General features: G+C 47.5%; 18 protein-coding genes. 6 read left to right on the top strand and 12 right to left on the bottom strand.

Annotated features, from left to right (window positions below; genetic code table 11):
• Positions 1 to 183 precede the first annotated feature (183 nt).
• The 6 genes from LRL21_RS25150 to LRL21_RS25125 all read right to left on the bottom strand — a co-directional run bounded on the left by LRL21_RS25150 (position 184) and on the right by LRL21_RS25125 (position 4,558).
• Positions 184 to 306: an S-layer homology domain-containing protein gene (locus tag LRL21_RS25150; protein WP_240418520.1), complete on the bottom strand. Its 123-nt coding sequence runs from the start codon at positions 304 to 306 to the stop codon at positions 184 to 186.
• Positions 279 to 644 (bottom strand): fibronectin type III domain-containing protein, encoded by a 366-nt coding sequence (locus LRL21_RS25145; RefSeq protein ID WP_240418519.1) that lies wholly within the window; start codon positions 642 to 644, stop codon positions 279 to 281. Before LRL21_RS25145 ends, LRL21_RS25150 begins: the two co-directional genes overlap by 28 nt.
• Positions 623 to 937, bottom strand: coding sequence for a hypothetical protein (locus tag LRL21_RS25140; protein WP_240418518.1), 315 nt, complete (start codon positions 935 to 937; stop codon positions 623 to 625). Before LRL21_RS25140 ends, LRL21_RS25145 begins: the two co-directional genes overlap by 22 nt.
• A 70-nt stretch (positions 938 to 1,007) precedes the next feature.
• Positions 1,008 to 1,874 carry a carbohydrate ABC transporter permease gene (locus tag LRL21_RS25135; RefSeq protein WP_240418517.1) on the bottom strand — a complete coding sequence of 289 codons (867 nt, stop codon included), beginning with the start codon at positions 1,872 to 1,874 and terminating at the stop codon, positions 1,008 to 1,010.
• Between the two features lie 11 nt (positions 1,875 to 1,885).
• The gene (locus LRL21_RS25130; protein WP_240418516.1) at positions 1,886 to 2,851 is read right to left on the bottom strand and encodes an ABC transporter permease; all 966 of its coding nucleotides are present in this window, start codon (positions 2,849 to 2,851) and stop codon (positions 1,886 to 1,888) included.
• A 144-nt stretch (positions 2,852 to 2,995) separates the two neighbouring features.
• A complete protein-coding gene (locus LRL21_RS25125; protein WP_240418515.1) occupies positions 2,996 to 4,558 on the bottom strand; it encodes an extracellular solute-binding protein in 1,563 nt (520 codons plus the stop codon).
• A 273-nt stretch (positions 4,559 to 4,831) separates the two neighbouring features.
• Between LRL21_RS25125 and LRL21_RS25120 the strand changes: the two genes are divergently transcribed.
• Positions 4,832 to 7,111: a helix-turn-helix domain-containing protein gene (locus LRL21_RS25120; RefSeq protein WP_240418514.1), complete on the top strand. Its 2,280-nt coding sequence runs from the start codon at positions 4,832 to 4,834 to the stop codon at positions 7,109 to 7,111.
• A 103-nt stretch (positions 7,112 to 7,214) separates the two neighbouring features.
• On the opposite strand, the gene LRL21_RS45780 is transcribed toward LRL21_RS25120, so the two are convergent.
• From LRL21_RS45780 to LRL21_RS25100, 3 genes are all read right to left on the bottom strand, one after another.
• Positions 7,215 to 8,744, bottom strand: coding sequence for a DUF4183 domain-containing protein (locus LRL21_RS45780; RefSeq protein WP_476703987.1), 1,530 nt, complete (start codon positions 8,742 to 8,744; stop codon positions 7,215 to 7,217).
• 709 nt (positions 8,745 to 9,453) lie between these two features.
• Positions 9,454 to 9,642: a GNAT family N-acetyltransferase gene (locus tag LRL21_RS25105; protein WP_240418513.1), complete on the bottom strand. Its 189-nt coding sequence runs from the start codon at positions 9,640 to 9,642 to the stop codon at positions 9,454 to 9,456.
• Between the two features lie 119 nt (positions 9,643 to 9,761).
• Positions 9,762 to 13,136: an S-layer homology domain-containing protein gene (locus LRL21_RS25100; RefSeq protein WP_240418512.1), complete on the bottom strand. Its 3,375-nt coding sequence runs from the start codon at positions 13,134 to 13,136 to the stop codon at positions 9,762 to 9,764.
• Positions 13,137 to 13,551: 415 nt separating this feature from the next.
• Between LRL21_RS25100 and LRL21_RS25095 the strand changes: the two genes are divergently transcribed.
• A complete protein-coding gene (locus tag LRL21_RS25095) occupies positions 13,552 to 14,691 on the top strand; it encodes a response regulator (protein WP_240418511.1) in 1,140 nt (379 codons plus the stop codon).
• A 166-nt stretch (positions 14,692 to 14,857) separates the two neighbouring features.
• Positions 14,858 to 15,217 (top strand): hypothetical protein, encoded by a 360-nt coding sequence (locus LRL21_RS25090; RefSeq protein WP_240418510.1) that lies wholly within the window; start codon positions 14,858 to 14,860, stop codon positions 15,215 to 15,217.
• Between the two features lie 137 nt (positions 15,218 to 15,354).
• Here the strand turns inward: LRL21_RS25090 and LRL21_RS25085 are convergent, their stop codons facing one another.
• Positions 15,355 to 18,438, bottom strand: coding sequence for a hybrid sensor histidine kinase/response regulator (locus LRL21_RS25085; protein WP_240418509.1), 3,084 nt, complete (start codon positions 18,436 to 18,438; stop codon positions 15,355 to 15,357).
• A 130-nt stretch (positions 18,439 to 18,568) separates the two neighbouring features.
• On the opposite strand from LRL21_RS25085, the gene LRL21_RS25080 reads away from it, so the two are divergent.
• Positions 18,569 to 18,829, top strand: a complete 261-nt coding sequence (locus LRL21_RS25080) for a hypothetical protein (protein WP_240418508.1) — start codon at positions 18,569 to 18,571, stop codon at positions 18,827 to 18,829.
• Positions 18,830 to 19,125: 296 nt separating this feature from the next.
• Here the strand turns inward: LRL21_RS25080 and LRL21_RS25075 are convergent, their stop codons facing one another.
• Positions 19,126 to 20,202 carry an NAD(P)H-dependent flavin oxidoreductase gene (locus LRL21_RS25075; RefSeq protein ID WP_240418507.1) on the bottom strand — a complete coding sequence of 359 codons (1,077 nt, stop codon included), beginning with the start codon at positions 20,200 to 20,202 and terminating at the stop codon, positions 19,126 to 19,128.
• A 375-nt stretch (positions 20,203 to 20,577) separates the two neighbouring features.
• Between LRL21_RS25075 and LRL21_RS25070 the strand changes: the two genes are divergently transcribed.
• Together LRL21_RS25070 and LRL21_RS25065 are read left to right on the top strand one after the other, a co-directional pair.
• Positions 20,578 to 22,002 carry an N-acetylmuramoyl-L-alanine amidase family protein gene (locus LRL21_RS25070; RefSeq protein WP_240418506.1) on the top strand — a complete coding sequence of 475 codons (1,425 nt, stop codon included), beginning with the start codon at positions 20,578 to 20,580 and terminating at the stop codon, positions 22,000 to 22,002.
• 37 nt (positions 22,003 to 22,039) lie between these two features.
• Positions 22,040 to 22,636: a GerMN domain-containing protein gene (locus LRL21_RS25065; RefSeq protein WP_240418505.1), complete on the top strand. Its 597-nt coding sequence runs from the start codon at positions 22,040 to 22,042 to the stop codon at positions 22,634 to 22,636.
• Positions 22,637 to 22,744: 108 nt separating this feature from the next.
• Here LRL21_RS25065 and LRL21_RS25060 read toward each other — a convergent pair whose 3' ends face one another.
• Positions 22,745 to 25,087, bottom strand: a complete 2,343-nt coding sequence (locus LRL21_RS25060; protein ID WP_240418504.1) for a helix-turn-helix domain-containing protein — start codon at positions 25,085 to 25,087, stop codon at positions 22,745 to 22,747.
• Positions 25,088 to 25,116 lie beyond the last annotated feature (29 nt).

The following is a 25,116-nucleotide window of genomic DNA, read 5'->3' as shown; positions in this document are numbered from 1 at the left end:
ATCAGTTTATACCCATTTCGGGAAAGGCAACATATCCAAATCGAATTCCAAATTTACCCAAATCGATACTAGTTAAAAAGTGGCTTGATCAAGCTCTCCCCTATTCTTCACTGCAAATGCAAACATCCCTCGCCATGACTGGCAAGGGATGTTTCGTAGCTTCTGTATGGTTGGCTATTAACGTTATAGCAGATGCTGCAGGTTATATACAGCTTGTGCGGTTTCTGCGCGGTTCGCCAGCTGATTGGGCTGGAACTCGTTATTTCCTCTTCCATTCATTAACCCGATGGAGGCCGCAGCCTGCACAGAGCCAAGAGCCCAGCCCGATACGCTGTTAAGGTCCGATAATGAAACATCAACTGTCGATGGCTTAACATATTGCCAGCGGCATCTCTGGCTTTTACGGCGAGGATATACGTTGTATTCGGATATAACCCGGTTACTGCGTAGCCGAGATTAGCATTTGCTGTCAGAGAAACCAGCTTGTTGTTTCCATTGTAAACATCATATCCTGTAACGCCGACGTTATCCGTCGCTGCTGTCCAACTCAAAGTTATACTGTTCGGCGTCCTTCCTGTTACGTTAACAATCGGATCACTCGGAGCCGACGTATCGGGCGGATTTATCGGGGCCTCATCAACCACTCTGCTGCCGCTTCCGGCTGCTTGCGCAGCAGCTCGGTCAGCGCTGCGAACGGTGCCGTCGAATTAAGAACGCGCTGTTGTGCCGCCTTATGTCGATTATCCCTCATCCAACGCCATAAGTACTCATCTACCTCATCCGAGCCTATCGCTTCATCGTAGGCAACGGCAGCAATGAGAACGACGCCAGGCTTCCAGTCCCAATTGCCCATATTGCGCTGCCAATCGTTCTCCGGGGCCTTTACCATGTACGCATAAACCTGCTGCGCTTTGTCCAACAGCTTCTGGGTATCCATCCTTGAGATCCACCTCTCACCATTTACGGCAAGCTCTTATATTCACGGTACATCATCAAACGTTCATCCATTAACCCTTAACCGAGCCGATCATCGCGCCTTTGGCGAAATATTTTTGCAGGAAAGGGTAAATCAGCAAAATCGGAACCGTTGCAATAATGATCATCGCCATTTTTACGGTAACGCCAATTTTCGGAACTTCTCCGGCCATTGCCGCATCAACGGCATCGCTGGTCATTTGCATCAATATTTGCCGCAATAACACCTGCATCGTCATTTTGCTAATATCACTGTTGTACATAACCGCTTGAAAAAACATATTCCACTTGGACACCGCATAAAACAGCGTCAACGTCGCGATAACTGGCAGCGAGATCGGAATGACAATACGCAGCAATACGCCGATATCGTTACAGCCATCGATTTTGGCCGATTCCTCCAGCTCCGTTGGCAAAGATCGGAAAAAGCTGACCATAATCATCAAATTGAACACGCTCAGCGCACTCGGAATGATCAACGACCACAAGGAGTTCAACATCCCAAGCTCCTTGACCAGCAAATAAGACGGAATGATTCCCCCATTGAACAGCATCGTAAAAAAAGCAATAAACAGCATGACGCCCGTACCCTTGATCGTCCTTTTGGAGAGCGGATACGCAAGCGTCGTGGTGAGCAGCATGCTTACTGCCGTACCGACTATAGTAATGAAGACCGTATTTTGAAAGGTTTGAATGAATTGACGGTTTTGAAATACGGCGTTGTAGGCTACTGTCGTCCACTGCTTGGGCCAAAATAACAGCTGCCCCTCGTAAACCAGATGCGGTGTGGAGAATGACATCACCAGCACGTTCCAGAATGGAAACACCATCATCAGCGCCATCAAGCCAAGCAGCACATAGTTCACTAGCTCGAACCCTATTTTTGTTTGTGATTTCATGTGCAATCTCCTTAAAACAAATAATTGTCGCTTGTTTTTTTAGCCAAATAATTCGATCCCAGTATGAGCACCAGCCCTACAACCGATTTAAACAATCCGACAGCGGCAGCAAAGCTGAAATTGCCCTGAAGCACACCCGCCTTGAACACGTACGTATCGAATACTTCGGCCACACTGTTGACCATCGGGTTACCCATAATGTACAGCTGATCGAATGACAGGCTCATAATATGTCCAATCCGCAGCAGCAGCAGCACAACTACCGTACTCATCAGAGCCGGAATGGTGATCGATCTCATCTGCTGCCAGCGGTTGGCACCATCTACTCGCGCTGCTTCGTACAGCTCAGGATTAATTCCGGCCAGCGCGGCGAGAAATATGATCGTACCCCAGCCCGCTTCCTTCCAGATGCTTTGCAGCGTAATCATCCCCCAGAACAGCTTGATGTCCAACAGCAGCTGTACCTTCGGAAACCCAAGGAAATGAACCAGTTGGGTAACGAGTCCCTCCGAGTTCATCAGTGTTATCGTCAGCGAGCAGATGACGACCCAAGATACAAAATGCGGTAAATAAACAATTGTCTGCACCGTCCGTTGAAACCAATGGGAACGCACCTCATTCAGCAGTAAAGCAAGCACGATCGGTGTAGGGAAAAACAACACCAGATTGAGCAGGCTGATCACGAGTGTATTGCGCAGCACCAGCCAAAAATCCGGATGCTTAAACAATCTCGCAAAATGTGCAAACCCCACCCAATCACTATGAAGGATACCTCCGAACGGGTTGTAGTCCTGAAAAGCCAATACAATCCCGTACATCGGGACGTAATCGAATAATAAAATAAACGCCATGCCAGGCAGTGCCAGCAAATACATATAGCGATCCGACCATAATTTCTTTCTTAGCTTGCTGCCGGAACGGACTGCTGCTTGGGGACGCCTGCTGGTTGGAATCGATTCCGTTCTCATTGACATCATAATCACTCCCTGTAGAAAGCTCGGGTACGTCCCGATGATCCAGAACGTACCCGCTTGTCATCTTGCTATGCATTCCATTCCTCGTTGTTACTATAACTGTGACTGCAACATTACGAATAATGCAGCCACATTCACCATGTTGAGCTATTTTCCGTCAGTCGCAGCAATTTCCTCAATCCACTTCGCGCCCTCGAAACGGTCATACCACTGCTTCACGATACCATCCCATTCCGACACGTTGATGTTGCCCATGATCACTTTAACAATACTTGTGTTAATAAAAGCCTCTGCTTCCGCATTGTACTTCGCACCAGTCGGTGAGAAAGCAAAATCGAGTGGTTTTGGAATTTTCAAAAATTTCTCCAGCATTTTATTGCCATCAGCGACAATTTTTTGTGCTTCCTCAGAGTTTTTCTTGCTGACGAATACTTCTTCTGTCGGCTGCAGCGGCAGTGTAGCAATGAATGTACCTGGCATATCGCGGGATATCAGGTCGCTTTTCACTTCAGTTTTGCCGTCTTTCTTCACAGAGTGGATGCCTTCCACCCCATATAAACTAAAGTTTTGTCCCTCTGGGCTTGCTCCGAAATCAAACCATTCCATCAGCTTTTGCATTTTGGCCGGGTCTTGACCTGCTTTTTTGGATACGAACATACCGCCATAATTTACACGACCTGTAGCTCCTTGCAGGCCTGTAGTACCTTTGACAGGTTCAAACGGCAGCAGCTTTGCAGCAGGGTTCGCTTTTTTGAAATTATCCTCAAAATCATTAACACGGGACATATAATGGAAGAAAATCCCCGCCTGTCCTTTGCCGACTACCTTCGATTCAGCTGTTCGGCCATCGGTTACCGCGAAGTCGGGGTCGATCAGACCGTCCTTGAACGCTTTGTTCATCCATGTTAAATATTCCTTAAAAGCCGGTGTCGCAAAGTTCGGCACATATTTGCCATCAGGCTGCTTTACCCATTTATCCTGAATGCCAAAAGGCTTCTGCAAGCCGCCTATTCCGACAAAAGCATTGTTCGCATAGCCAAGCTGTATGCCATAGGTATCTTTTTTACCATTTTTATCAGGGTCGTTAAAGGTGAAGGCTTTAGCAACATTGTAGAGATCATCCAGAGTTTTGGGAGTCTGCAGGCCCAGATTATCGAGCCAGTCCTGACGAATCAACGGCGCATCGCCTGAGGCTACAGGGTTTCGGACGTTGGTCACGGCCCAGATCTTATTTTGATACCTCGTGATATCCAGATCCTTTTGCTTTTTCAGGTTCGGGTATTTATCAATGTAATCATCTAGCGGAACGATTTCACCGGCTTTGATCATACCAACAATAAAATCGTCCATCGTCCGCCAAGCGAACGCATCCGGAATATCACCTGAGGCGATTTGTACGCGGATTTTTTCCTTGTAGATCTCGTAAGCATTCACATTGAATTCGAACTGGACGCCCAATTTGTCCTGCAAATACTTCATCGCTTCATTGCTGTCGGCAGAGGTGCTTGGAATTGCATTACCTACGTCATACGCCAGCTTCAGCTTTACTGGACCGCTTGACGCTTTAGCCGGTGTCGACGTACTACCATTAGCAGCTGGAGCGGGTGGATTGCTGCCGCAGGCTGCCGTTACCCCTACTAATGCAGTCACGAGCATGGTGCTTGCCGTACGTTTCAAAAAACGATTATTCGTGTTAATCCCTTTAGTCATCGTTGTTATTCCCCTTTTCGTTAACTATTCGATTGGCTGTGGATCTGGTGCTGCTTCGTTAACAATGTACAGCTGTGTGTATTGCTCAAGCAATGATCATTACGATCAAATCAATCGAATTTGAGCAAATGACCATTAAAAAGCTATTGATATCGGTGTTTTCCTGCCAATTGCTGGCGGGTATCTTTATGCCTAAATCCACTTTTTACGCGAAATGACACTTTCCATGCTATAATTTTACGGTTATATTTTTAATAGAAAGGGGAGAACCCTATGCAGCTGCAACGCTCCAAGAAGGTTCAAACGCTGATCATCATGCTGCTGTTAGCCTCCCTCTGCATCACGGCTATGGGTTACACCGTGTACGTTGTTGCCACTAACACGTTAACACAAGAGGTGCAGAGTGCCTACCATGTATCTTTGCAGCGCACACAGGATCGGGTCGAAAGCTATTTTCGACAGATCGATCAATCCGTCCTTCAATTTGAAAAGCTTCCTGCTCTTCAATCGCTTATCACACCTGGGAAGGAAGAAAACAATCTTGAAATATTGACCCTTCTCGAAACGATGCTCCGCATCCAAACGTCGATTGACGATGTCGATAATATTGCGCTTTACCGTCTCAGCAACAAACGGCTGTACAGCACCAATCATCAGGTTAGCGACTTTCAGAATGATTACGAAGCCATAATCGGCAAGTTTGAAGCGATGAACAAGGATACAGCCTTTTTCAATACAATCGTCAAGAAGGCACCTACTGCTGTCTATATTCGCAAGCTGCCGATTTTTCAAGCATCGAAGCCGCTTTATATGATCCTACATCTGAATCAGCAGTTTTTCGATCACATACTGGGGTCAACGGACGAAGTGAAAGGCAATTATTTTATTCTCGATGAATCCGGTCAAATGCTGCAAAATCGCGGCACGCTTGACAGTACAAGTCTAATGTTGAATGTGGTGCCGGAAATTACACAAGGGCAAGCCACCTCCAGAGAGCTGTTCGTCGCTCACCTGCCTCCCTCTTATAAGGGTTGGGTCTTTGGCTTTGCGATTCCTAACGATGAGCTGTTCACTAAAATCAATCGGATTCGTAATGTCGTGTTTATTTTGGCGGGGATTTTACTAGCCATGGCTGCCCTTGTAACGATTCTTTCCACCAATCGGCTGTGGCGGGGCTGGAGTGATATTGTGACCTTACTGGATGATGCCACAGTTCAATCGGACAAAGAAGCAGGGGCAAGCAAGCGTGCACCTCGGGATGATGAATTCCGGTCAATTTACGATAAAATGCAGCATATTAAAGAGACACGGGATGAGCTCAAGGAGCAGGTTAAGGTGCTGACACCCGAAATCCGCGAGGCCTTTATTCGTAACATGCTGCACAAAGGACTTCGTTCCCAAGAGGATCTGGACAAATGTGAAAGGTATCAAATTCCGCTGCTGGCGGGCGGCTATGGTTGCTTGTGCGTTGAGATCGATCAGTATAAAAGTATGACCGGTCTCTATTCAGAGGTGGATTTGTATTATTTTGGCTATGGGTTGTCCATGGTGATCCAAGAGGTTATAGACGGGAAGGGCAAAGGGGTCGTTAGCAGCAGTGGTGAGGGCAGATTTCTGGCTCTGATTTCCTTGCCGGACGATGGTCTAGGTCAAGGTGTGGTAAAAGCTTCCGTGCAGGAAGCAGCGATTACAATACGCGATTTTATCGAGCAGTACTTTCCGTTCACGGTTTCTATCGGAATCAGTCTGGTGCGCAAGGAGTATGCTTATTTGAGCTTATCGTCACAGGAAGCAGAAGAAGCGCTGAAGCATAAGCTTGTAACCGGCACGAACGAGGTTATCCCTATCGATGAGTTTCAACAGGAGGATAACGAGAGTCAAACCACCGCACTGCCAGTCTCCTTCCGCGAGCTGGAAAATGACATCATCTATGCTATTCGTTCACTCGACCCAACGCTGGCTTATCGTTATACGGATCAGCTAAGTACGCTCCAAGGCTTGCGAACCCTTAACTATCAATGGCTGCAAAGCCAGCTGGCAGAAATGGTGTTCTCCATTTACAGAACAATTGGCAACTCACTGCGCAAGCCCCCTGCCGAGCCGTTAATGGCTGAGCTGATGCAGCTCTCTACGCTTGAAGAATGGATCGGCTGGTTCAAGATCAACGTCATCGACCTGCTCTGTGCCGATCTGCAGCAGGAGCATATGGAGCATATGCATAAAGTGGCGAGCCAGCTCTCCATCTACATTCACGAGCATAATGAAGCCGATCTGCGACTGGAGGGCTGCTGCAAAGCACTGAATGTGCCAACCTCAATCGGCAAGCAAGCGTTGAAGGAGGTTCACGATACGACATTCTCGGATTACCTGCTGCACAGTCGCATTGTCAAAGCTCAAAATTGGCTGCTTCACAGTGACATGAGCGTGGACGAGATGGCTTCGCGGCTGCAGTACAGCAACGCGCAAAATTTTTCGCGTACATTTAAGAAAACCGTCGGTGTCCCCCCGGGGCAATATCGTAAGGAGAAAAGGGAGCAGTCGAACGGAATTTAGAATCCCGGTGATGAATGAAGAAACCATGATGGACACAAACAAAAGCAGCCCGTTCCGCATTGGAATACGAGCTGCTTTTGTTACGCTCATTGCTAACCTTATCCTACGAGACCTGGGCAATAAACTGCAGGGTCTCAAGTGTAATCGGTGTCCCTGCATATATTGTGCTGCCATCTGCCAATAGGGTCAATGTATGGGGAGTTACGCTGTATGCATTGCCTTCTTGCAGCAACCCGTTGATGAAAAGATTATTATAGCTATTGGTACCCATGCCTGAAAAAGTGTTGATCAAATTCCCTGCATCGTCCGTGAACAAATTAGCCGGAAGCACAGCAGGGTCCGTAAGTACTAAATCTGAGGTTACTATATAATAATAACGATTGGCAACAGGTATGATGGTTACGATCGGGAGAGGACCAGTTGGGCCGGTTGCTCCGGTTTCTCCTGTCACACCCGTCGACCCAGTCGCTCCTGTTTCTCCCGTCACTCCCGTCGACCCAGTCGCTCCTGTTTCTCCTGTCACACCCGTCAGCCCAGTCGCTCCTGTTTCTCCCGTCACTCCCGTCGACCCAGTCGCTCCTGTTTCTCCCGTCACTCCCGTCGACCCAGTCGCTCCTGTTTCTCCCGTCACTCCCGTCGACCCGGTCGCTCCTGTTTCTCCCGGCAGTCCCGTTGCTCCTGTTACACCAGTCGATCCCGTCGCACCTGTCGACCCGGTCGCTCCTATCACACCCACTGTTCCGGTCGCACCAGTTTCTCCCGTCGGACCCGTTGCTCCGGCTGATCCCGTCTCTCCCGGCAGTCCCGTTGCTCCTGTCACACCTGTCGATCCCGTCGCACCTGCCGTTCCGGTTGCTCCTGTATCTCCCGTTGGACCCGTCACTCCGGTGCTACCTGTCTCTCCCGTCACACCCGTTGCTCCAGTTGATCCCGTCTCTCCCGGCAGTCCCGTTGCTCCTGTCACACCTGTCGCACCCGACTCTCCCGTCGGCCCTGTTGCTCCGGCTAATCCCGTCTCTCCCGGTAGTCCCGTTGCTCCTGTCACACCTGTCGATCCCGTCGCACCCGTCGACCCAGTCGCTCCTGTCACACCCGCTGTTCCGGTCGCACCAGTTTCTCCCGTCGGACCCGTTGCTCCGGCTGATCCCGTCTCTCCCGGCAGTCCCGTTGCTCCTGTCACACCTGTCGATCCCGCCGCACCCGTCGCACCCGTCGACCCAGTCGCTCCTGTTTCTCCCGGCAGTCCCGTTGCTCCTGTCACACCTGTCGATCCCGCCGCACCCGTCGACCCAGTCGCTCCTGTTTCTCCCGGTAGTCCCGTTGCTCCTGTCACACCCGCTACTCCGGTTGCTCCTGTCTCTCCGTACGCACCCGTCGCCCCGGTCGGTCCTGTCTCTCCGTACGCACCCGTCGCCCCGGTCGGTCCTGTCTCTCCAGTCGCACCTGTCGATCCGGCTGCTCCTGTCTCTCCCCTTGGACCAGTCTTACCTGTTTTGCCTGTTTTGCCTCTTTTTCCTCTCTCACCCGTCTTACCTGTCTTTCCTGTTAGCCCTGTCTTACCCGTCTGGCCTGTCTTTCCTGTCTGACCTGTTAGACCAGTTTGCCCCGGTTGACCTGTCTGATCATCCATCATAATCCCTCCCCCCTGTTTGTTTTTTCAAATTATTAAAAGTATATGAAAAATAAATTTAACCTGGAACGGTAAATGACTCGATTGCACAATACCTGACCATGAAAAAACGATACTCATTTCATCAAGTTCGGATGATTAACTATAAATGTTCCTTAATAGATATTGTCGGGATCATTGAGTGGCACTGTGCGACTTTATAATAAACAATAGACACTATCCATAGAGGATTAGTGTCTATTGTTTGCATTTAGGGGCTGACACAACCCGTAAACACATAGATTAAATCGGTAATTTATTAATAACTTGGTTATATCCATTGTGTGCATCGGCTTTTGAATACACTTTCAGTGATTTTCTGCTTTCATGACCAGAATAAGGTTGGACCAGCGTGTCATAGATACCCTGCCTTGTGTCTATCAACTGAATATCCGGTTACTCGAAATAATGATCAGATTCTTCTGGTAAGGGCCTAGTCATCATTGGTCCATGGCATTTGGAGCTGTTCGCGGGTTTTTGAGAGCAGGCAGGAGAATGGCGTCGATTAGCGCAGTGTAGAAACGCTTGTTGAATGGCTTGCGCTGGATGAGTCCGCGAAAGAAGCCATTGAAGTAATGACCTGGCAAGCCATCTCAATGTAGAGTAGGTGCCGAACATTGCGCGGTACAGGTTCGACGGGTTCGAATTCCACGTGACAATCCGCCAGTGCTCTCTAGGTTGACGATGCGTCCCGCCGGCGCTTCACGCAGGAGCGGCAGCATTGTTTGCATGCGAAAACACGGTTAAACTCCAAATCGTCGAACCCAAATTTAAGTACCCTTTGGGCAGCTTCTGTTGCAAAACCTTGCCCACAAAATGGTTGACCTACCCAATACTGTGCTGCTGCCGCAGACAGATACACCTTTATGTCCTATCTGCTCGATTAATTAGCCATAATTTTATGGTTATGGCTCAGCTTAACGGTTTTAAAAAAACAACCATCGACGACATGAAAGTCGGCAATGGTTGTTCGAATAATTGTTACTTATCGATCAAATCGGTTGTTTTGAGCATTCTTTCGATCAGCGCTGCTGCTTCTGCCCGCGTTATGCTATCTTTCGGCTTCAGCAATTTGCTGGCGCTTCCTTCTACGATGCCGTCGCGAACCATCCTGGCAACTATCTCGCGCGCCCAATCGGAAATATCCGCTGCATCGCCGTACACCAAAAGCGCTGCTGCGATCTCGGTCTGGCTCATCGCCGTACTTTGCGGCTTAATCAGGTTGTAAGCCCGGGCGACCATCGCGATCCCCTGCTCCCGGGTAATCTGCTGTTCGCCGCGGAACGTGCCGTCCTCATAGCCCTCCACGATACCGAATTCGCTGACTACAGATACGCCAGCGCGATACCAAGCGGTGGAATCAACGTCATGGAATGTGTTCTGTGCGGATTCCTGACCCATTAACCCCATGCCCATTGCTGACATAATCGCAAATTCCGAACGGGTGATATTACGATCCGGCGAGAATACGTTGTTCCCGGTTCCGGCAAGAATGAGTCTGGCGGCAACATTGTTGACCGTCTTATGCGCCCAGTGACTCTTAACATCGTTGAAGTCCTGCGGATTCCAAATGACGGAGTAGCTGCCATGGCTGCGCATATCTTGAATCTTTGCAAAATACCTGTCACTGATTTTCGTAACGACGGTCGGTACATGGTACACGGTTCCGTCCGGGTTGACGATCACCCCGGTCGTAATCCGGTTCGGGTCGATGCCTTCGGGAAGCGCAATGTATCTTGCCGCATACCCGTTCAATTGCTCCGCACGGACGGTCTGTCCTGCATGGGAGAAGGTCATATCCAGATCGACCGGATTCACCAGCAGTTCATAGCCATTAGCCGTTGCACGGCTGCGCGCATTGTCGATTAATGCTTGTTCCGAACGCTGAATGCGGATATTCACGGTAATATCGCCAAGCGCTGTATCGCTAAACTGCTTCGTGATCGCACCGAGGTCCAGTTGGCCGCTAGGCACCGGATAGATCGCCAGCAAGTTCCCGATTTCCAGGCTCGACCCGGTATCCTTCAGCTGCTTGACCATTGCTATTGTAAGGCCTTGTACCTGAACATCTCTGTCTCCCGGAACACGAATCGCCAGGTTTTGTGCGCCCCCTTGTGACAAGATGCCGGTAAGCTTGTCACTATCGATCTTCACGTTCGTGACCGTGCGGTCTCCAGATTGCTCCGTTGTTTGTGTTGCAAACGAGGACTTGTTATTGTCCACCGTTGTGATGATATCACCGGAATTGGAAGTACTTCCGCCTCCACCTCCACCACCACCGCCCGTTGCCTGACTGTTTCCAGAGAATCTGTTTACGGTGATCGTATATACCTTAATATGGCCATCTCGGTCCGTCACCTTCACCGTTACGGTGTTATAACCGACATTGAGTGGAAGCTCCACGCTTGTTGCGCCGCTGGTCACTTCGTTATAAGCTCCTCCATTGACGCCGATCTCGATCTTCACACTCGGATCGAGCGCTAGTGGCGTCCATTGCAGCTGATATACGTTTTTGGATACGGTCATCGTATAAGCTTCCGTGTTCGGATCGAAGGCCGGGCTCAAGCTGCCGATGGAAGGAGTGAGCGATACCAGCTTATTCGTGGTCCGAACGATTTCCAGCGTATAGGTCGCCCGCTTGCCGTCCGGTCCGGTCACTTCCACCTGAATCGTATTCAGGCCTTCCTTGAGCGGCAAGTTCTTCCAATCGGAGGCGTTGACCGGGTAGCCGTTCAAGGTAACGGCGACCTTGCTGCCCAGCTGGAGAGCTTGCGGGTCGATACCGACCGTAGACACTTCGTTCGATACGACCGCCTTGTAATTCAACTGCTGGCCGTCGAAAGCCGGAGTCAATCCAATCGGTTTCCCGTTCCCATCGCCTACACTGAGCGAGACGAGTCCGACATTCGCCGAAGCCAGACGATTGCGCGCATCGTTCAAAGCCGCTAACGCCGTGTCAACCTCTGCTTGCGCAGCGTTAGGATCGCTTAGTACCTTCTGGGCCTGCTTCAACGCATCCTGCAGTGCCTGCCAGCTTTCCGGAGTATAGTCGGTTGTCTGCAAGTTCTCTTGATTGATCTTATCGACCGTTGCTTGCAGCAGTGTTTTATCTACAGCTATAACCGGTACAGTCGCTGTGCTCGTTACGCTGCCTGTCGCGTGTACGCCGTCTGCGATAACCTTCACGGTGATGGCCGCGCCTATGTCATCTACGGTTAACGCGAAGCTTGAACCCGTCGCATTCGTGATGGGGACTCCGTTTCGGTACCACTGGTAAGTAGGCACATTACCTATCGTGTTCGTATACGTGACTCCCGTTACGTTCGCCGTCAACGCCTGACCTATCTTGGCAACTCCATTGATGGTTACGCTGCCTCCCATGACCGGAAGCTCGATAACTTTGGTGGCAGTGATGATGTTACTAATGAAACCGGAATTATATTCGACAATAACTCCTGGGTCTTTATATGTGCCGCTACCGTGTACATTAGTTACGCCTAAGTAACCTACTGCAGTATTACTGGTGTTTAGCACAAGTGTAAGATGGTCCAAGGGTCCATTAGGTACAAACTCATTCGAGGTCTCAAGACCTGTTTGGTATCCATTTGATACATACCTTGTAGAGCTACCAACAGAAGTGTCCCAATTAGGTGTGTAAGTTTTGGTAGCGCCAATAAAGCTTATAAAGTACCAGCTGCTTCCTGACCATAAACTCTTAAATTCGTTAAACATACTGGCGATCGCCAACATTTCTGCAGCACCAGCATTACCTGCTGCTGGCTCTACAAGATGTCCGTTATTGTACGTTGCAGTAGTCACAGCGTCTTTAAAAGTCATGGTATTCTGTCTTTCCACATATGTAAAATAGCGTCCCTTGTAGGTACGAACAGAAGTTTTTCCATTGACCAATGGTGCCCCTGGCGTTACATTGACTGTGACAGTTTGCCCTGGAACTTGATTGAATGTCATATTGCGAATAGCAGCTTGAATGTCTTCATAAGTAGTGCTACTTGAAAAATTAAACACTCTATTTGTAGGTGTAGATATATCAGTATCAATGCCACTAATTTTTATGCCATAGGTCAACTCGGTAATACTGCTTGAATGAGTTCCAACAGCAATTGTGCCACTATTTACAGCTACAGTAAAGTATCCGCCCGCTGCATGAACGGCGCCTGTGCTTCCAATTGCAGCATTGGGAAGCTGGTATGTTGCTCCGGTTACCCTAACTGGATTACCGAGATCAAGTGTTGGTGTTGCCGCTGCTTTTACTTCTAACGGATGAAAAGGGATCATCGTCAATACAATAACGATTGCCATTAGTAACGATAACATTCCTCGATTTCTTAATTTCATTTTTTGTTAATTCCTCCCATTGAAAGCATATAGAAATTTCATATTTGCGGACTTTTTTCTATTTAACACTGTATCCTTTTGTTTATTGTTAGCTGCAATTTTTTCAGTTGCATCACCTCTCCCACAATGTGTATATTTCTATCGTTATCCTTGTCATTAGGGCAATACTCTTATATCTGTTAATGCAACAAGACAACAATAGTGAAGAGACCGTAAAGAGGTTTGCTCTGAACTATATTATAGACAAGCCTTCTAACCAAACTCTAACCATAATTAATAGAGTTGGATTGAAGCACACCGTCACCCTCTCTATATCAATTTGTTATTGATAACAATTTTTCCTATATAATAAGAAAGCTGTCTTGCCGATATAGATATGAAATAAAGATACAAGATGAATGGAGGCTGCGATCGAATGAAAGTCATGTTGGTAGACGACGAGCGGCTGGCGTTAGTCAGATTAGAAAACATGCTTGGGGAGTATCGGGATTGCAAAGTAATCGGTTCATTCTCAAGGGCAGAGTTAGCGGTCAATCATATCGGCGAGCTCCAGCCTGATGCCGTCTTTTTGGATATTCACATGCCTGGATTGAATGGCTTGAAGGCGACAGAGCGAATACACACGATCTCTCCGAACACGAAAATCGTTTATGTGACAGCCTATGACGAACACGCAGTTGAGGCATTCGAACTAGGGGCAACTGATTACTTAGTGAAGCCGTTAAGACGCGAACGATTGGGCAAAACAATAGAGCGTCTACGGGAACGTATTTCGAGTCTGAAGCCTCCAAATGAAGAAGGTTTATTATATCATTGCTTAGGAGCCATGCAGATCCGGAAGACGGACGGAGAATTGGAATTCCTGAAGTGGAGGACGACGAAAGCGAAAGAACTGTTTGCCTACTTGCTATTTCATCGGGGGAAAGTAATTAATAAGAATACTTTGCTGGAATTACTCTGGCCGGAACTGGATGATCCCCAGGGGCTTGCCAACCTGCATACAAGTATTAATCGAATTCGCAGCACATGGAAAAACACATTTGGAGACGGTTATATCTCGATCCGATATTCACAGTATGGGTATATCCTTGAGTCGAAAGAACTGCGAATCGATGCTGAAGAATGGGAGCAACAGTTTCGTCAATTAAACCCTGTTTCAATCAAACATGTCTTAGAACATCAGCGACTGCTCGATATGTATCGTGGAAATTTCTACGAAGAGGATAATTATGTGTGGGCGGAGGGGGAACGCCAAAGACTCAAGGCACTATGGTTGCAACATGCCCGACAGTTGGGGCAATTTTATTCTTCACATGACATGAGTATGGAGGCACTTAGAGTTTTACATCGAATACAAGAGCGAGATCCTCTGAATGAAGATAGTTATCTCGCGCTTATGAATATATATGCCCGATTGAATGACACAGATTCTGTCGATAAGCAGTATCAATTTATGATTCGAATATTGGAGCAGGAAGCTGGGGTCGATCCCAGTCCTGCAATATTGGAATGGTACGCACGGTGGAAAAATGATACAAAAGCGTGTCCCCTCTAAACGGCAGTTTCTCGATGAGAGCTGTTTTTTGGGAAGTATTAATCTGATGTGGTTAGCCATTGGTTAGACAGATTGTTTATAATTTCATTAATCACTTATTGAAAACGGTCGGGCCCGTAAGAATACAAAGAATGTATTACCACAGTGCCTTGGTATCCGATACCTGGTGAATTGGAACCAAACGTTGAGCGACGATACCTTGTATACGAACAGCCTCCCGACAGATCAGAAGCAAGCAGCCCCTTCGTCAGGTAACAGCGCTCCGTTCACGGCAAAAAAAGGGGGTAAGATCATGTTTCTTCGTATTTTAATAGGCAACCGATGGATTCCGGTGAATTTGTCGAGTGGCAATTATTCCGCCACATTAGTTGAGGAACTGAGCGATAAATTGAAAATCCGGCTCGAGAATTTACCCCAAAATGAAGATTGGGAGAAGCTTCTGACGATTGAACTGGAATCGTATATAGACGAATGGGAAGCAACATTATACTTTAGTGAACGAACGGAGAGCTTCCGTCTCTGCTAAACGATGATCGAAAGTAACACTAAAACGGCGTCTAGCCGACCGACAGCAATTTGTCGGCCAGTTAAATTGAATCTTGATAACAGCGCCGTTCAGTCTATAATGGATAAGGAAGGTAACTTTGCGTTAATTATCATAATTTAAGCTCCCCTCTCATTTTTTGAAACTACAAAGCTGACGATAGTACCTTGATTTGGAACACTCCGGATTTGCAAACCTTTGCCGTATATTTGTTTTAATCTCCGATCCGTATTGAACAAGCCCACTCCTGTCCTCTCTCCCATGCGTCTTTCGAATACACGCTTTACCGTTTCCTCATCCATCCCCACTCCGTTATCAGTGACCGAAATTTCCGCCTCATGTTCGTTCGCGGTAATCCGAATATGAATTTCCCCGCCATCATCTAGACTTAATATGCCATGACGTATTGCGTTTTCGACAAGAGGCTGGACGGAGAGCGGAGGGACTTGAAAACGAAACTTGGCGTCCACCTCCCATCGAATGCGTAATCTGTCCTCAAAACGTTCCTTTTCGATATACAGATATGAGCGAACAAGACCAAGTTCATGCTCAAGAGGAACGAGTCGCTCCAAATTCCGAAAGTCGAAGCTTGCCCGCAAGTAATGGCCGAATGCTACAAGCATCTCGCTCATTTTCTCGTTATCGATTTCGCTAAGCGCGGCTATCGAATTAAGGGTATTGTGCAGAAAATGCGGTTGAATCTGTGCCTGAAGCCATGCTGCTTCCATGCGCAGCTTTTCACGTACCGATTGCTTTAATACAGTCAATGCCCGTACCCGGGACTTTAATTCCATAGCATCTACCGGTTTCGTCACATAATCGTTCGCGCCTGACCGGAATCCGGCGTCTATATCTTCCGGTCGGCTACGAGCAGTCAAGTGCAGAATGGGTAGCTCGGAAACGGAGAAGCGTTCTCGAATGATACGGGACACTTCATATCCAGACATGTGTGGCATCATGATGTCGGTAACGATCAAATCCCATTCCCTTGTATCCAGAATGGCAAGTGCATCACGACCACTTACAGCCGTTACGACATTATAATTTTCCAAAACAAGGAGGTTGCTCAATATATTTAAATTGACAACATCATCATCTATGACCAGAATGTTTGGCCGATCCGTACCGGCATCCGATTTCGGTTGAGAAATGACACCATGAGGTACGGAGACAACGGAAACCGCTACTTCTGTATCGGCCGAAACCGCGGCGATGATTTCCGTCTCATTTTGCGCGATGTTGGGATCGGATAGCCGCAAGGTAAAACTAAATACCGAACCTTGCCCTGGAATGGAGTGGACCTCCAACCTGCCTCCGTGCAGCTCCACCAATTGCTTGCATATGCTTAACCCGAGCCCGAATCCGCCTCCAATCGCAGTAATGCTGGAGTCTCCCTGTTCGTAAGGTGCAAATATCCTTTGTTGTGTCTCTTGGTCCATTCCGATGCCGGTATCGGCGACGACAATGCTCGCCTTATCATCCTTGATCTCGGCCTTTATTACGATTTGTCCTTGATTTGTATATTTCACCGCGTTGTGAATCAGATTGAATAAAATTTGTGTAAGACGGTTTTCATCTGCAATGACATTAGGGAAGTTAGCCGGGATGTCGTTGACGATGCAAATTGGCTTGCCCTCCGTCATGAAACGAAGCATATCGGTTACACCAGATACGACTCCTTGAACTCCGATACTCCCCGTCTGTAATCGTAAGCCATTCTCCTGAAGCCGCGTCATGTCAAGCAGATCGTTGAGCATGTACGACATTCGCTTGCCTACAGTAATAAGAAGCTTCATGTTTTCTCTGTTTTTGACGTCCTGATCGTTAATTCCGGTATCCAAAACAATTTGGGCGATGTTAAGCATGCCGTGCAGTGGATTCCGTAATTCATGAGATGTGTTGTTTAGAAAATCGTCTTTTATCTTGTCTGTTTCTTGCAGCTTCTGTACGAGCTTTGCCGTCTGAGCGGAAATGCGGAAATAGCGTTTGAACCAGAACGTTGCAAACGCGAGGAACGCGATTATTAGGTCGATCGGGTAATAGCCTGTACCCAGTAGACCCTTAAGATAACCTCCAATTACATTAGAGATGATGCTGACTAGACCAAGCACCAAATATATAGCGTCCTTATCACTCTTTATGGTCGTACGAAACGAGAGCGTGAGAACAAACAAACTAGCGAATAAATCTATGGCGTAATATACAGACATTGCACTTAGTGCATCTCTGGCCGGCAAAAGCACAACCGATATTGCCGCAATTACACAGAACAAAAGGAACCAATGGAACACTCTGTTCTCCACATGTTCCGGTAAGAGACCCTTCGCAAGCTGTAACAGAAATGCGCCAACTCCAATAAAAGACAGCAAAATCAATTTAGTGGACCACTCATAACTGATGGTCGGCAGCCATACAAGCAACAGTTTATCATCGTCAAGCATCGTCATGAATACGGCGCAAACAACGAGCATAAAGAAAGAGAACATTACTTTATGCCTGGTTCCGATCACGTAAAGAATAAGTGCATACAAGGCATGGATCATGAGAACGACACACACAATGATCTGCATATTGATGGAAAACCATGTTTCATTATGCACCGCATGATCACTGCCAAATTTAAACGATCCGACCATACCGCCTAGTTTACTATTGTCATAGTTCGCAACTTGAACGACAACATCGATTTCTCCAGTATTGGCTTTGAAAATAGCAGTGTAGGGCATACTTTGTGCAGAATACTCCTTCTTGGTCTCTGCTGGCTGCCCAGCCTTCGCCAGTAGACGGCCGTTCACGTACAGTTCGGACGAAGTGCGTACGCTTGAGACACGGATGCCATAGGTTAACTCATTATCCGGGTTGACCTTGATGCGCAAGTGATAGGAGCCGTAGCCATACGGCGAGTTGTTAACCGATAAAGCCGATCTCCAATCTCCTGGGACATGAATGAATGTTCTCCTCTCATCTGATGAGATTGTGTTTGACTCACTTTGCATTACAAACCTGCCGGGATAAAACTCCCAATCACCGTCTAATGCAACTGTACGATCATTGGCGAAGTCGAAACCGCTCAAATCCAAATCGCCACGAACCGCAAGAGGATGAACTGGCGGCGCTTGAAAAGTAGCCCAGATGATACGAATTAGAAATAAGGCGATAAAGAATGATCCAGTAATAAAGATTGCTTTTCTTTTTGTCATCATAGTTCCACTTACTTCGACAAAAATCATGGTATTCCTTTGGATATAACTTTGAAATATGATTATGAAATAGAGCATGTTCAAGAGACGTTGTGCCAGAATCTACTGAAATATTAAAATAGTTTGCTATGACATGCTGCTTTATCCATTTGAAGAAGGTTTCAATCGCCAATGGTTCCTTGTAAATCTGCCCGATTCCATCATTGGAAGAACCATGGGGGCAATACTCTGGTTGTATGGAGATCATGCAATAACAGGAGTGGGTTATCAGGAAAATAGCAGCGGACAGCAAAATTTAATCGTTCATGGAGGTTGGAGCCATTCGTACACAGATACGATATATCCTATGAGTAGCTCAACATTACAAGATATCATGAATGAATATGCAAATTAATATTTGTTAAAATAAAATAATCCTTAAGCTCCTGAAGCATAGCAACACGTTTATGTAAAAGCTCCAAATGCTCTTCTTTATTTAAAGCAACCAGCTCACCCTGGACTCGGTTTAATACCTGGGAATAATATACTATCGTCACTTTAGTTTTTTCTTTTATATCCCAAAAAGAGACCCACATCAACGGGATGTGGGTCTTCATTATATATATCAATAAGGGGGGATACATGTAGTATAAGCGGGAATCCTTAATCCAAGATGAAAATTAGATTTCATTTTGATTACAGAACTTATACTTAAGACAAGATGGACATGGCTTGTTGGACCGTTTCGGCGACAATATCCTCAGCCCGTTGCCCGGAAGTCAGCAGTCTTGTCCCTTGTCCTGCCCACAAGGACATATAGTCAGCGTTGTTGTGCTTGGCAGCGGCATTCCTGATATCCCTCGTCACCGTATTTTGCGTTGGAAAAGGAAGCGGCTCGATGCCGCTAGCATCCCATTGTCTAATAAACAAATTACGTATTCCCCTTGCCGGACGGCCCGAGAAGGCCTTGGTGATCACAGTGCTTTCTTCCGTGCTAGCTAGTAGAGCTTGCTTGTAGGAATCATGCGCCCCAGATTCGACAGCCGTTAGAAAACGCGTGCCCATCTGCACACCCTGAGCACCAAGAGCAAGCGCGGCGACAAGCCCCCGTCCATCCATAATACCTCCAGCAGCAATAACCGGAATCTTAACGTGATCAACTATTTGCGGTGTTAAAGCAAAAGTACCGATATTGGCACCTACGGGATGCTCCTTCACATCGAACGTTCCCCGATGTCCGCCCGCTTCGCTACCTTGAGCGACAATACAATCGCAGCCGGCCTGCTCAGCCAATATAGCTTCACGCACTGTCGTGACCATCGTGACAATGCGTATACCAGCAGATTTCGCTTGCTGAACGAACGGTTCTGAGAGTACACCGAACGCTGTGCTGATGACAGGAACCTTTTCCTCCAACACAACAGCCAGCTGCTCCTGAAAATGATCGGGTGTGCTTACGGGTTCTTGAGCTGCATGAGTAACACCAAGCACATTACGCAGCCGGTTGAGCTCCCCTTGCACTTCCCCTATTCGGGTATTGTTATCCGGCACTTGTATCGCAAACAGGTTAACGGCAAAAGGTGCATCCGTTAGCTGGCGAATTACTCGAATCGCTTCACGAATCGCCTTCGGCTCCATGTAAGCCGCTCCCAGCGTTCCCAATCCACCTGCGTTTGACACGGCGGCCACCAATGTAACCGTTGTAGGACCTCCTGCCATACCTGCCAGAAAGATCGGGTAACGGATATTAAACAACTGACAAACCTCTGTCTTCAATTGAATGCTCAATGTGCTTCCTCCTCACAATCTGATTACGGCAAAACGCTCCTATCGTCAACATCGCTAGTATAGAACGAAAAGTATTACAAGTAAATTTTTTATAAATTCAATTCGTTGAAATCGGCGCAGCCAAGCGGCTTTATCCCCTCTCAGCCTCTCTTTTCGACTTCATACCGGAATTTCTTTCAAAAAAAATGCAACGTTTCTCGATAAATGGAGTCTAATGATATAACGCTTGCTGTCGAATAGGAGGTCATGCCGGCAAATCAACGTTTCAATACTCACTCGAATTCATAATGAAGGAAATGCTCGTAACTGTCGAATTGTCCGTATCTGATGATGGTATAGCGTCACAACCAACTATGAAAGTTTTTTTAGAGGTGAATGATGAAATTGAAGTGGATGTATACCCTTTTGTTGCTGCTCATCGCATTTACGCTTCCTGCTATGGCATCTGCTGCCCCTGCTCCTGTAAATTCCGCCGCTGGCGTCCCTTTATTTTTTAATGGAAAAGAACTGAAGCCTGAGGTGGCCCCGCGCATTATTAAGGATGTCACCATGGTGCCTGTCCGAATTATTGCTGAGGAGCTGGGCTCCAAGGTAACCTGGAATCAGGAAGCTCAAAAAGTAACGATAACCAAAAATACGCAAAAAATCGAAATGGTCATTAATCAACTCACAGCTACCGTCAACGGGGACAAATACAAGCTGGATTCAGCCCCTTTGCTAATTGAAGGAAATACTTTGCTGCCCGTTCGTTTTATTGCCGAGAATATGGGCATCGACGTGAGCTGGAACGACGTCAAGAGAGCTGTCTACTTGAACGAAAAAGTCGCTCAGACTACACCAACGCCTGGTACACCGGGCCAACCTGTTGATGTGACGGACAAGCCTGCTACGGATAAGCCGGTTTCGGTTGCCAATGGCAACTCTTCCTTGGCCACAATCAAGAAGATCGATATGACGGCTTCTCAATTGCTGATCAAAGCGGACACGGGGGAATTAAAGCCCACGCTGTTTACTTTGAAAAATCCTGAACGGATTGTTCTGGATATTCCCAATGCGACGCTCGATCCGACCCTCTATAAAGATGAAGCTAACAAAAGCGGTACAACTGTGTCCGCCAATGTGTATGTGAGCAATGTGCGCTACTCCCTCTATGCGACCAGTCCCTCTACAGTTCGGATCGTATTGGATATGAAGGACTCGATGGATTTGAACTGGGTTTCCGGAATGGGTACAGCCTCTTTAGTCGGCACCATCCAGAAACCAGCCAAATATCGAGTTGTCATTGACCCTGGTCATGGAGATCAGGATCCCGGTGCGAAGGCCGCTAATGGCAGCAATGAAAAAACCTTTAATCTTTCTATGGGGCTGAAGGTGTACAAGCTGCTCCAGCAGGAGGCCAATATTCAACCTTATATGACGCGGAATGATGATACCTTTATCCCGTTGGATGATCGCGCCAAGTTTGCGAATGACCTGAATGCCCACGTTTTTGTTTCCATTCACGGGAACAGCTATTTGGCGACATCTACAGGAACTGAAACCTATTATTACAAATCCGATAGTACCGAATTCGCCAAAATTATGCACAAGCATTTAGCAGCGGCAACGGGACTTGCTGATCGCGGTGTGCGTCAAGAGCCCTTCCGTGTGGTTAAAGTAACTAATATGCCGGCTGTACTGCTGGAGGTTGGTTATTTGTCCAATCCAACGGATACCGCGTTGATGTTTAACGAGGATTTTCAGAACAAGGTTGCTGGGTCGATTGTTGCAGGTATCAAGGAACAGCTTAACATCAAGTAAGTCAGAATCGTACGTGTAGAAAAAGGTGGTGGTCTTGATGAACAAACATACAATCATCGGATTCGTATTAACAGGAGCAATTGCCATGGCCTTATCCGGCTGCGGACAAAAGCCTGCGAGCAGCGGGATGACCTCTCAAGGCTCGAGTGGACAGAATCCGGTAAGCAGCAGTGAAGTACCTTCCACTCCGAAACCGGAGAAGACTCCTACACCCACGCCGGTGGAGAGTAAACAGCCCATCCAAGCCCATATCAAAGCTTATTATGGTGACGAGCAGGCGACCAAGCTGGTGGAGAAGGAAGTAACCATCAACTATCCGGAGGACAAGGAAAAGTACACAACCGCGCTATGGACGTTGAAAAAAGCTCCTGCTGACAGTAAGCTGGTCCCTTTGGCTGATGCACTTGGCTTTAAATCTGCTGTATTAAAAGATAAAAAGCTGACGCTGGACATCACGGTTTCCGGAGAAGGGCGTCTCGGCGCTCCCGGAGAGGCTATGCTGCTGCAGGCTATCCAGAAAACCCTATTTCAATTCCCCGAAGTCGATTCCATCGATATCCTGGTGGACGGCAAGCCGGTTGAATCGCTAATGGGTCATATGGACCTGCCTCATCCGATGAAACGAGTAAAGTAGAACTTCAAGGGTAAGTGTTACCCTACACACAAGGCCTCGCCGTCCCGATGGGATAGCGAAGCCTTGTTCTGTTGTTGCTAATGTCCATTTTATAATGGAGCGCTGGACCTAACCGGGCCACAGCGGAGAGCTTTCTTCCTTTTCCCGGAATTGACCTGGGGTCATATTTTCTTTTTTCTTAAAAATCCGATTGAAATAGGTTGATTGATAGCCAACCATCTCGGCAATTTCGTTGATGCGCAGATTCGAGTTCTTGAGCAGCTCCTTGGATTTCTTGATCCGGTAATCCGTCACATAGTCGATAAAATTAATTCCAGTCACTTCTTTAAACGCTTTACTCAGCCGGAACGGATCGACATGATGCAGATCGGCGCACATTTCCAGTGACAGGTCGGTCATATATTTGCTGTGAATCGTGGCTTTGACATCCTCCGCCAACTGCACCAGCTTCACATTTTGCGACTCGACGATATGCTCGATGAACGGCTCCATCACCAGCTTCTCAAAGCAATCACACATTTGCTGAAGCTCATTATGCTGCAGCAGCTCCTCGTACAGGTTGCTGAGACCGAATACCTTTTGCGGACTGTGACCGGTTTGATATACAACATGCAGTACACTGCCCAGCAGCTGCAGCATGCCTTGGTGCAGCACCGTTTCGATATCGGCATTTTGTCTGAATGCCGCGACGAATTGCTTGAATAAGGCAGTCGATTCCTCGACATTGCCGATACGCAATGCCTGCAGCAGTTCCTTCTCCAGCTCAAATGGATAAAAGGCCGCACCCTCGCCCTGAATGATCAGATCCTCCAAATACAATATTTGCGCCGTTTCATGCACGCTGCGATAACGCAAAGCCTGCTCGGTCTGCTCATAGCTCGCGTGCATGGCCCGCAGCTCGTCCTCAGGCTGACCGATTACCACAGTCACATCCATCTTTAATAAGCGCTCCAGTGTCTGGATCATTTCACTTGAAAGCTTCATCGTCGTTTGCTTCTCTTCCTCCACAGACATACCTGCTGGGAACTTCAGCAAAAAACCTACCTTTAAATCCTGAAAATTGAATACGGAGACGCCATGGCCCGTGACCCCTATCAGCTCCTGAATGATGTTGTAGGCGGCGAAGGTGATCAACTGCTCATCGTCCTCGCTAAATTTTCCCTGAAGCCTAGATATGCCGGAAATTTGGATTAGTACAAACTGTACACGGACGCTGCCGAGATCCAGACTGTAGTTTTTCAGCCTCTTGCGGATATCCGCTTCACTCAAATGATAATAATGTCCGTATATTAGCTGATACAAAAAGCCTTCACATAGCGATGGCATCTGCGTCTCCAGCCTGTCCTGCAAAATAAGGCTTTCCGTCGTCAGCTGAGCCCAGCGGGATTCGATAAATTCGATCTCATCCTGATGAACAGGAGGTTCTGATTCGGATTCGGATTTCTCGGGAACAAATAAGGACATCATCCGCGATATAGGAGAGTACAGCCTTCTTGAGGCTACCCAAGCAAGAATAAGCAGTATAATGAAGGTTACAGCTGTAATACCCGCAATAATCCTCGTGACGAGCACGACAGGCTCGGTTAATTTGTAAATCGGCGTTGCCAGTAAAAATTTCCACTTCATTCGGGGGACGATTCCATTGGAAATGAGGTATTCATTCCCGTTCCAGGAGAACACATAATTCCCTTCTCCATCATGACCCTTCAAACCAGACGCGAGCAGTGCGGCATCCTCACGTTTCTCAAACGTACCGGCAGACAACAGCTCCTGATTTTCATTCATCAGCAATGTATAGCCTTCGCGGTAAGGATTAATTTGACCGATAAACGATGAAAATTTCACCGGGTCAACCTCAACAATAATAGCTCCAAAAGGATGGGAGGATTCTGCCGGGATTTTATGCATTAAGGCCATATCTTTATTAAGGACGTTGCTGGATTCATTCAGACCGTAGCTCCAGTACATATCACCTGGCCGTTTGAAGGCATCCCGGTAACGATCACGCTTCTCGGTATTGTAAATACGGGAAACTCCGTTCATATTGGAAATGAGCAAATCCTGATCCGCAATGTAGATTTCAATATTTTTAATGAAGGAGATTGAATTTTCCATAGCCCCCAAAGCGTTCATGATAGATCTTATCGTGGATAATTCCTGATAAAAATCTACATGCTCCAAATAATCGCCAAAAATCTGATTGACCGCCCAATTTCGTACCGTAAATTCAAACTGGGTAAGCTGCTGGTTCACACGCTGTGTCATCTGCTGGATCAGCAGCCCATGTGTTTGGTTAATCTGCTCCTTAAGCTCTTTCGTCGCAATGACATTGATACTGATGGATAGCAGCATCGGCGGCAGTATAATGACCGTAAGCAGCAGCAGCAGACTTCTCCGAAACCAGGTCCTCCTTTTATCCATAATGCCGAATAGCTTGGTGAATAATCCCATACAGTTGCCTCCCCTGGTGAGGTTGAATA

The organism is Paenibacillus periandrae (genome assembly GCF_022458865.1).
Taxonomy (GTDB): Bacteria; Bacillota; Bacilli; order Paenibacillales; family NBRC-103111; genus Paenibacillus_S; species Paenibacillus_S periandrae.
The sequence above is the reverse complement of the archived record's forward strand: the minus strand, read 5'-3'. Positions and strand labels throughout refer to the sequence as shown.